This is a genomic window from Kitasatospora sp. NPDC004799 (assembly GCF_040609095.1).
Taxonomy (GTDB): domain Bacteria; phylum Actinomycetota; class Actinomycetes; order Streptomycetales; family Streptomycetaceae; genus Kitasatospora.
Genome location: NZ_JBEXJK010000395.1, coordinates 1 through 7,518, shown reverse-complemented (window position 1 = coordinate 7,518; position 7,518 = coordinate 1). Strand labels below are relative to the sequence as shown.

The window sequence follows — 7,518 nt, the reverse complement described above, 5'->3', positions numbered from 1 at the left end:
GGGGCGGCCCCCGGCCGGGGAGCGCGTCCCCGCCGGGCTGCGGACGGCGGCCGGCTACACCTGGCGGCTGGTGCTGCTCGGACTCGCCGGCTACCTGGTCGTCGACGTCCTCGCCCGGCTCGAGCTGCCGGTCGTCGCCCTGTTCGTGGCGCTGGTCATCACCTCCGTGCTGCGCCCGCCGGTCGACCTGCTGGCCCGGGCGGTACCGCGCTCGATCGCCGTCCTGATCACCTTCCTGTGCACCCTCGCGGCCGTCGGCGGGGTGCTGACGCTGGTCGGCACGACCGTCGCCGACGAGTGGAGCCGGCTGGGCAGCGAGCTCGGCGGCGGTCTCGCCCGGATCGACCACTGGCTCACCGGCGCCCCCTTCCACCTGCGGCCCGGCACCGTCACCGATCTGCGGGCCAAGATCGGCGAGTTCGTCTCGGCCCACCGCTCCACGCTGCTCAGCACCGCGCTCAGCGGGGCCGGCCGGGTCGTCGAGGTGGTCACCGGGCTGGCGCTCGCGGTGTTCTGCTCGGTGTTCTTCCTGCACTCCGGCGACCGGATGTGGTCCTGGGCGCAGCGCCAGCTGCCGCTCCGGACCCGCTCGGCCTGGGACCGCGCCGGCCGGGTCGCCTGGCGCACGTTCGCGGGCTACACCCGGGGCGTGCTGATCGTGGCCGCCTCCAACGCCGTGCTGGTGGGCATCGCGCTGGCGGTCCTGCGGGTGCCGCTGGTCATGCCGCTGATGGTGCTGGAGTTCGTGGCGACGCTCGTCCCGCTGGTCGGCTCCCCGATCGCCCTGGCGATCGCCTCCGTGGTCGCGCTCGCCGCCCGCGGCCCGGTGATCGCGCTGCTGGTGCTCGCACTGATCGTGGTGATCGGCCAGATCGAGGGCCACCTGCTGCATCCGCTGGTGCTCGGCTGGTCCGTCCGCATCCACCCGGTGGCGATCGCCGTGTCGGTGGCCGGCGGGGCGGTGCTGGCCGGGGTCCTGGGCGCGGTGGTGGCGGTGCCGGTGGTGTCGGTCGGCTGGGCGGTGCTCGGCGAACTGCGCACCCGTGGCGAGCCCGACGCCCAGGGGCCGTAGGGCGTCCCCGAGTCCGTCGGCTCCGCGCTGGACTCTCCCCCCGTGGGAGAGTCCACGATGAGGGCGTGCACGACGAACTCCTCACCATCGGGCGCTTCGCCCGCCTGTGCCACCTCAGCGTGAAGCAGCTACGGCACTACGACGACATGGGGCTGCTGGCCCCCGTCCGCGTGGACGCCGGCTCCGGCTACCGCTACTACGCTCCCGAACAGGCACGGGACGCCCTGACCATCGCCCTGCTGCGCCGGATGGACCTCCCCTTGGCCGTGATCGCCCGGGCCCTGGACGCCGAACCCGAGCGCAGGGCGGGGATCCTGCGCGCCGAGCGGGACCGGCTGGCCGAGCGGATCAGCCGGGACCAGGCCCGGCTGGCGATGCTGGAACGGCTGGCGGAGGGCGGTCTGCCCGGCCACGAGGTGACCCTGGGCCGTGAGCCGGACCGACGGCTGGCGGTGGTGCGAACGGTCTGCACCCCCGCGGAGACCGGCACCGGGGTCGGGGACTGCGCGGGCCGGCTGCTGGCCGCGCTCGGCCGGGCGGGCATCGCGTGGGAGCCGCCGCTGTGGGGGCTGTACCCGCTGGACCTGGACGAGCGGATGGCGATCGCCGTCGGAGCGCAGACCCCGCCCGGGGAAGGCCTGCCCGGCCTGGAGTTCGCGGAGCTGCCCGGCGGCCCCGTCGCCGAGACCGTGCACATCGGGCCCTACGCGCAACTCCCCCTGGCCTACCACGCGCTCTTCGCCGCCGTCCACGAGCGCGGACTGCGTCCGCGGGCGCCCGTACGCGAGGCGTACCTCGTCGGACCGGCCGAGGCACCACCGGAAGAACTGATGACCCGACTGATCATTCCCGTCCAGGAGAGCCCGGCATGACCACCATCACGGACATCGACGCCCGCGGCACGCGGCACTGCGAGACGACGGCCCTGGGGGTGCTGCTGCGGCACCAGGGACTCGACCTGTCCGAGCCCATGCTGTTCGGCCTCGGCTCCGGCCTGTCCTTCGTCTACTGGGACGGCAGGAACATGCCCTTCCCCTTCCTCGGGGGACGGGTCAAACCGTTCGACCTCACCAGGAACCTGGCCTCCGGGCTCGGGCTGGAGCTCGTGGTCCGGGAGACCGCCTCCCCGCGCAGGGCGTGGGACGACGTGGCGGCCTGCATCGACGCCGGCCGCCCCGTCGGGCTCCAGCTCGACAGCTACCACCTGGACTACTTCGGCTCGAAGGTCCACTTCGGCGGCCACGTCGTCGCCATGTACGGCTACGACGAGCACAGCGCCTACCTGGTGGACACCGACCAGCAGGGCGGAGCCGTCTCCACCAGCCGGGTCGGCCTCGCCCGGGCCAGGGCGGCGCGCGGCCCGATGACCGCCCGGCACCGCTCCTTCACCCTCACCGTTCCGAGGGACCTGCCCGCTCCCCACCGGCGGATCGTCCCCGCCGTCACCGCCTGCGCCGACGCCTTCCTCGACCCGCCCATCGCCAACCTCGGCCACCGCGGCATCGAGAAGGCGGGCACGCTGGTCCGCACCTGGCTCCAGCGCACCGACACGCCCGAGCGGGACCTGCCGCAGGCCGCCCTGCTGATGGAGAAGGCCGGCACCGGCGGCGCCCTGTTCCGCAACCTCTACCGCGACTTCCTCGGCGAGTGCGCCGACCTGATCGACAGCGGCCACCTGCGCACCGGCCACGCGCTGTACACCGAGGCGGCCGTGCTGTGGACGGAGGTGGCGGCGCTGATCACGAAGGCCGGTGAGTCGGGCGACGCGCAGTGCCTCGACCGGGCCGGCTCGCTCCTCGGCGAGCTCGCACGCATCGAGCGCGAGGCCATGCGGGCGCTGAGCCGCCTGGGGAGTGCGGCCCGGGTGTGATCCGGTCCGGACGGCCTTCGTCAAGGTCCGACCCCGCCCTTCAGGGGCGCAGCCCCCTGCGGCGGGCGGCCGATCTGCTCGCCGCGAGGACCACGGTCGACGCCCAGACCAGGGCGAAGGCGGCCAGCTCGGCGGTGGCGTGCAGATCGGGGCTGACCAGCAGCAGGCCGGCCGACAGCGCCAGCAGCACCGACAGCACGGCGAGCGGCACCCGCACGGCGACGCCCAGGGCGCGGTCCAGCAGCCGGCCGGGGCCGCGCCGCATGGTGCGCATGGCGCGGTCGAGCCGGTCGTCCGCCCGCAGTCCGTCCTCGATCTCCACCAGGATCCGCAGCTCCCGGCGGGAGAGCCCGGGCCCGTCCACAGCCGTCACCTCCGGTCCCCCGGGTGTGCGGCTGCCCGGCCCGGGCGTTCCGTAACACCGGCCGGGCGGCCGGGGCCGCGGTTGGTCCGCCCGGCCCCCGCGGTGGGGCCGTTGGGCCCTGGCCGCGCGGCCGCGGGGCCGGGATCCTGGTCGGCGGTATGCGCCGGCTGGGAGCGGAAGGGCCTGGGAATGGGCGAGTTGGTCACGGTGAGGGCGTTCGAGGGGCTGACCGGCGAGGTCCTGGCCGAGGCACGGGCCCGGGTGGCCGCCGCGGCGGCGGCTCCGGGGGTCGGGACGCTGGTGGAGGCCCTGCGGGTCCGGTTCGCCGCCGTGGCCGGGGGCGTGCTGGCGCAGGTGAACGCCGAGGTGGACGGCCGGCGGATCCGCGTCCAGGAGGCCGCGGCCGGGCTGGGCGACTCGCTCGACCGGGTGAGCGACGCGCTGCGCGGCAGGATCAGGGCCGTCACCGGGGCCTGGGCCCCGCGCCCCTGGCCGGGCCACCGCCCGGCGGCCCCCGGCGGTCCGGACGGCGGGACGGTCCGCGAGCTGCGGGTGGCCCGGCGCAAGGCGCCCTCGCTGGTCTGGTGCTCGCCGGAGGCCGCCGCCCGGACCATGGACGCGATGGACTACGACATCCACCTGTTCACCGATCCGGCCACCGAGACCGACGCCGTGGTCTACCGGGTCGGGCCGACCGGCTACCGCCTGGCCCGTACCGTCCCCGCCGGTCCGGCCGGCCGCCGGACCTCGCCGATCACCCTCAGCCCGTACGGCGCGCCCCGGCTGACGGAGGCGCAGGCCGTGGACCGGCTGGCGGGCGCGGAGCTGCCGTTCCTGTTCTTCGCGCACCCGGTCAGCGGGCGGGGCCGGGTGCTCTACCGCCGCTTCGACGGCCGGCTCGGGCTGATCGGCGGGCACACCTGACGGGCCCCGCGCGCACCGCGCCCCCGCCGGGCGGTCGCTCGGCGGGGGCGGCGGGGTGCGTGCGGGGAACGGCGGATCACATGTTGATCATGTGCCCGGCGAGGCCGTGGATGGCCTCCTTGACCGCCTCGCCCAGGGTCGGGTGGGCGTGCACGTTGCGGGCGACCTCGTGGACGGTCAGGTCCCACTGCTGGGCCAGCGTCAGCTCCGGCAGCAGCTCGGTGACCTCGGGGCCGATCAGGTGGGCACCGAGCAGCTCGCCGTACTTGTTGTCGCTGATGACCTTGACGAAGCCGATCGGGTGGCCGAGGCCGTGCGCCTTGCCGTTGGCGGTGAACGGGAACTTGGCGACCTTGATGTCGTACCCCAGCTCGCGGGCCTGCGCCTCGGTGTAGCCGAAGGAGGCGATCTGCGGCTGGCAGTAGGTGGCGCGCGGGATCATGGCGAAGTCGACCTCCAGGGTCTCCGCCCCGCCGATGGTCTCGGCGGCGATCACGGCCATCGTCTCGGCGGCGTGCGCGAGCATCAGCTTGGCGGTCACGTCGCCGATCGCGAAGATGTGCTCGACGCTGGTGCGGCCGCGGCCGTCCACCGCGATGGCGTTGCGGTCGGTGAGCTTGACCCCGGTGTTCTCCAGGCCGTAGCCGTTGACCCGCGGGGCGAAGCCGATCGCCTGGAGCACCTTGTCGGCCTCCAGCACCTGCTGCTGCCCGTCCTTGGTGACGGTGACCCGGACCTTGGCGTTCGGGTCGCTGTCGTCGATCGACTCGACCCGGGTGGAGGTCAGCACCTCGATGCCCAGCTTGCGGTACTGCTTGGCGAGTTCGGTGGAGACCTCGACGTCCTCCAGCGGCACCATCCGGTCCAGGAACTCGACGATGGTGACCTTCACGCCGTAGTTGTGCAGCACGTAGGCGAACTCGACGCCGATCGCGCCGGCGCCCGCGATGACGATGCTCTCCGGCAGCTCCTCGGTGAGGATCTGCTCCTCGTAGGTGACCACGCGCTCGCTCAGGCTGGTGCCGGGCAGCAGCCGGGTGGTGGCACCGGCGGCGATGACGCAGTGGTCGAAGGTGACCACCTCGAAGCCGCCGCCGCTCAGCGCCACCTGGAGGGTGTGGTCGTCGACGAAGGTGCCCCAACCGTCGTACTCGGTGATGCCGTTCTTCTTCATCAGGTAGTGGACGCCCTTGACCCGGCCGTCGGCCACCGAGCGGCTGCGCCGGAAGGCCTCGCCGAAGTCGAAGGTCACCTGGCCCTCGACCTTGATGCCGAAGGTCTTGGCCTCCTTGGTGAAGATGTGGGCGAGCTCGGCGTTGCGCAGCAGGGCCTTGGAGGGGATGCAGCCGACGTTGAGGCAGACGCCGCCCCAGTACTTGGCCTCGATGACCGCGACCTTCAGGCCCAGCTGGGCCGAGCGGACGGCGGCGGTGTAGCCGCCGGGGCCCGCGCCGAGGACGACGACGTCGTAGTGCGTGCTCATGTTGCTGACTCCTCCGAGGGTGTCACGGTGTCGTGATCTCGGTCCCATGGTGTCAGGACCGGGCCCGACGCACCCACCGGGTCTCGGCGGATGCGCTCCGGGCGGCACCGTACCGGCCCGCGGCCGGATTTGTCAGTGGTCTCCGCTACGGTGACCGCACCCGCGGCCACCAGGGGCGATGACGGAGGGAGGTCCCGCGTGGAGCGGTCCAGGAGGGAGCGGTCGGGTACGGCGGTCGGGTGGGCCCGCCGGCTCGGAGCGGTGGGCCCACCCGGGCGTCAGGCCGTCACGCCGTGCGAGCGGTCACCGTTCGTGCGGCCGGTCCCAGTCGCGCCGGCGCCGGGCGCCGCCTTGGCGGCCGGGCGCTCGGCCGGGACGGGCCGGTGCAGCGAGGAGAGGTCCCAGGCGTAGGTGCCGACGGCGTTCGCGATCACGTCGATGTTGACGTCGAAGGCGCCCATGTCGATGTTGCCCAGGTCGTCGCAGGCCTTGTGGTAGCACGGGTCGTACGCGAGGCCGGCCTTGCCGCCGTAACGGGCCTCCTGCTCGGGGGACTTGACCTTCTCGGCACCGGTGTCGGTGCCGCCGGCCGGGATGCCCGCGTCGATGAACGGGCCGTAGTCGGAGCGGCCGTCGAAGGCGGTCGGGTCGTGCGGCAGGCCCCGGCCGTCCAGGTAGCCGTTGATGTCCCGCTCCAGCTGCGCCGAGCCCTCGGGGCCCGCCTCGCCGCCGAGGCTGCCGGAGCCGTTGTAGACGAACTGCGCGTAGTTGGGGGATGCGATCATGTCGAAGTTGAGGTAGAGGCTGATCCGCTTCTTCTCCGCGTCGGAGAGGGAGTTCACGTACGTCTCGGAGCCCTTGAGGCTGAACTCCTCGGCCGACCACCAGGCGAACCGGACCTTGTTCTTCACCGGGTGCGCGCTGAGGTGCCTCGCGACCTCCAGGATGCCCGCCGAGCCGGAGCCGTTGTCGTTGATGCCCGGCCCCTCGGGGACGGAGTCCAGGTGCGCGCCGACCATCACGGTGTGCTCCGGGTCGCCGCCGCGGGTCTCGGCGAGGACGTTCCAGGTCCTGCGCGGCTCCATGAAGGTGCGGATGTCCAGGGTCACCCGGACGGGCCCGGCGGCGGCCTCCGCGGCCAGGGCCTCGCCCGCGGCCCGGGTGATCCCGCCGGTCGGGATCCTCCCGGCCGCCGGGTCGCTGAGCGTCCCGTTCAGGTTCCCCTCGGTGTTGTTGTAGACGATCGCCCCGGTCGCGCCCACGGCGGCCGCGGCGGCCTGCTTCTCGGCGAAGCTGCACCCGCCGCGCCGGATCAGCGCGATCTTCCCGGTGAAGCCGCCCGCCGGGTAGTCGGCGGGCGTGCACCCGGTGGTGGCGCTGACCGGAGCGACCGCCAGGTCCGCGGTCAGGCCCCCTTCCGGGCCGCTCACCGAGTAGGTCATGGCGATCACCGGCACCGACTCGGCGTTCGGGGAGAGCACGTCCAGTCGCTCGGAGCGGGCCTCGAAGAAGGTGTAGACGAACTCCTGCTTGGACACCTTGAGCCCGGCCCGCCGGGCCTGCTCGTAGATGTGGTCCACGGACTGGTCGTGCCCCTTCGAACCGGCCACCCGGGTACCGCCGTTGCGGTCCGCGATCAGCTGGAGCGCGGCCAGCGTGGCCCGGGCGTCGCGGGCGGTGCTCGCCTCGACCAGCCGGGAGGCCAGCTTGGCGCCCTTGCGCGCCGGGTCCGGGTCGGCCGAGGCGGTGCCCGCACCGGCCAGCAGCAGCGGGGTGACCAGAGCGGCGACGGTCAGGGCGGCGCC

General features: G+C 73.9%; 7 protein-coding genes. 4 read left to right on the top strand and 3 right to left on the bottom strand.

The features are described 5' to 3' along the window. The 3 genes from ABZW03_RS33390 to ABZW03_RS33380 all read left to right on the top strand — a co-directional run. Nucleotides 1-1,072: AI-2E family transporter (locus ABZW03_RS33390; RefSeq protein ID WP_355266814.1), on the top strand; the 1,072-nt coding region annotated here is incomplete at its 5' end. A 65-nt stretch (nucleotides 1,073-1,137) separates the two neighbouring features. Further along, on the top strand, nucleotides 1,138-1,944 hold the full coding sequence (locus ABZW03_RS33385; protein WP_355266812.1) for a MerR family transcriptional regulator: 807 nt from the start codon (nucleotides 1,138-1,140) through the stop codon (nucleotides 1,942-1,944). Beyond that, complete coding sequence (locus tag ABZW03_RS33380) at nucleotides 1,941-2,942, top strand: BtrH N-terminal domain-containing protein (protein WP_355266809.1); 1,002 nt, start codon at nucleotides 1,941-1,943, stop codon at nucleotides 2,940-2,942. Before ABZW03_RS33385 ends, ABZW03_RS33380 begins: the two co-directional genes overlap by 4 nt. 40 nt (nucleotides 2,943-2,982) lie before the next feature. Here ABZW03_RS33380 and ABZW03_RS33375 read toward each other — a convergent pair whose 3' ends face one another. Beyond that, nucleotides 2,983-3,315, bottom strand: a complete 333-nt coding sequence (locus ABZW03_RS33375) for a hypothetical protein (protein WP_355266806.1) — start codon at nucleotides 3,313-3,315, stop codon at nucleotides 2,983-2,985. 180 nt (nucleotides 3,316-3,495) lie between these two features. Here ABZW03_RS33375 and ABZW03_RS33370 point away from each other — a divergent pair, with 180 nt between their 5' ends. After that, on the top strand, nucleotides 3,496-4,230 hold the full coding sequence (locus tag ABZW03_RS33370) for a sigma 54 modulation/S30EA ribosomal C-terminal domain-containing protein (protein ID WP_355266803.1): 735 nt from the start codon (nucleotides 3,496-3,498) through the stop codon (nucleotides 4,228-4,230). A 76-nt stretch (nucleotides 4,231-4,306) separates the two neighbouring features. On the opposite strand, the gene lpdA is transcribed toward ABZW03_RS33370, so the two are convergent. Both lpdA and ABZW03_RS33360 read right to left on the bottom strand, forming a co-directional pair. Then, nucleotides 4,307-5,713 (bottom strand): dihydrolipoyl dehydrogenase, encoded by a 1,407-nt coding sequence (lpdA, locus tag ABZW03_RS33365; protein WP_355266801.1) that lies wholly within the window; start codon nucleotides 5,711-5,713, stop codon nucleotides 4,307-4,309. A 278-nt stretch (nucleotides 5,714-5,991) separates the two neighbouring features. Then, a partial coding sequence (locus ABZW03_RS33360) for a M28 family peptidase (protein ID WP_355266798.1) occupies nucleotides 5,992-7,518 on the bottom strand: 1,527 nt, incomplete at its 5' end.

What these genes read in the sequence shown, in the direction of transcription:
- ABZW03_RS33370 (WP_355266803.1), top strand. Translation starts at nt 3,496, where the DNA reads ATGGGCGAGTTGGTCACGGTGAGGGCGTTCGAGGGGCTGACCGGCGAG.
- lpdA (WP_355266801.1), bottom strand. Translation starts at nt 5,713, where the DNA reads ATGAGCACGCACTACGACGTCGTCGTCCTCGGCGCGGGCCCCGGCGGC.
- ABZW03_RS33380 (WP_355266809.1), top strand. Translation starts at nt 1,941, where the DNA reads ATGACCACCATCACGGACATCGACGCCCGCGGCACGCGGCACTGCGAG.